The 1,286-nt window shown below is 72.6% G+C and carries 2 protein-coding genes; one reads left to right on the top strand and one right to left on the bottom strand.

The genetic code is table 11. The features are described from left to right. Positions 1–67: 67 nt before the first annotated feature. Positions 68–715: an FMN-dependent NADH-azoreductase gene (locus tag ACFU6K_RS39225; RefSeq protein ID WP_380671489.1), complete on the bottom strand. Its 648-nt coding sequence runs from the start codon at positions 713–715 to the stop codon at positions 68–70. 107 nt (positions 716–822) lie between these two features. Here ACFU6K_RS39225 and ACFU6K_RS39230 point away from each other — a divergent pair, with 107 nt between their 5' ends. Then, complete coding sequence (locus ACFU6K_RS39230; protein ID WP_380671491.1) at positions 823–1,230, top strand: winged helix-turn-helix transcriptional regulator; 408 nt, start codon at positions 823–825, stop codon at positions 1,228–1,230. The last annotated feature ends 56 nt before the right edge of the window (positions 1,231–1,286 follow it).

Genomic DNA, 1,286 nt, shown 5'->3' on the forward strand with positions numbered 1-1,286 from the left:
CGGCATGGGAGCACCGGCGGCCGATTGCGCGGAAGGCGCGCCCGGTGGGGCGCGCCTCCGACGGACGTCACACCGCGGCTCGGGCGGCCGTCTCCTTGGCCCGGCGGACGGCCTGCTCCAGCGCCTGGGCCTTGGACTCGACGGCCTTCGGGACGAAGTCGGCCATCGCCGGGACGGCGCCGGCCAGGGTGAACTCGGGGACGATGAAGTCGACCTCCAGCCCGAGCATGCCGGTCAGCACCTTCTCCAGGTAGGTGGTGACGAACTCGTACGGCTCGCGCGGGGCGCCGGGCGCGTACGAGCCGCCGCGGGAGGCGACCACGGTGACCGGGGTGCCCTTGGCGGAGGGCGCCTCGCCGGCGGTGCGGCCGACCAGGATCACGTGGTCCAGCCAGGTCTTGAGGGTCGACGGGATCGTGAAGTTGTACATCGGGCTGCCGATCAGCACGGCGTCGGCCCGCTCCAGCTCGGCCATCACCTGCTCGCGCAGCGCGAAGGCGGCGGCCTGCTCGGCGCTGTGGGCCTCGGCGGGGGCGAATCCGGCGCTGATGCCGTGCGCGTCGAGGTGCGGGAGGGGGTCGGCGGCGAGGTCCCGGTAGATCACCGTGCCCTCGGGGTGCTCGGCCTGCCAGGCGGCCCGGAAGGCGGCGGTGACCTCGCGGGAGACGGAGCCGTCGGCGACCGCGGAGGAGTCGAGGTGCAGGAGCGTAGGCATGGCAGGACCTCCAGAGAATAAGTAGCTGCTGATTTCGCTGCAACTGTAGGTACGGTAGCAGCTTACTTTTCTATAGTCACTAGTAAGGGGTCGAGTAGGCTGGACCCATGGCCGAGCACGAGGCAGTGACCGACGGAGTCCCGATCGCCACCGACGCGTGCGGCGCCGAGGGCCCCGGCCCGTGCCGCAACGCCGACCTGGCCCTCACCCGGGTGTTCACCCTGCTCGGCAAGCGCTGGACCGGCATGCTGCTGGGCGTCCTCACCAACGGCGGCCCCGCGTACTTCTCCGAGCTGCGCCGCGCCGTCCCGGGCATCAGCGAGCGGATGCTCTCCGACCGGCTGACCGAGCTGGCCGAGGCCGGGCTGGTCGTCCGCGAGGTCGACGCCGGCCCGCCGCTGCGGGTCAGCTACCGGCTCACCGAAGCCGGCGTCGCGCTCAAGCCCGCGCTCACCGAACTGGCCGTCTGGGCCGACCGCTACCTGCCGGAGAGCGTGCTCAGGAACGGCTGCTGAGCCCCGGAGACGCCCGGCGCACCTCCCCCGGACATGCGGAAGGGCCCGTCCACCGG

It is taken from the genome of Kitasatospora sp. NPDC057512, from assembly GCF_042802135.1.
GTDB lineage: Bacteria > Actinomycetota > Actinomycetes > Streptomycetales > Streptomycetaceae > Kitasatospora.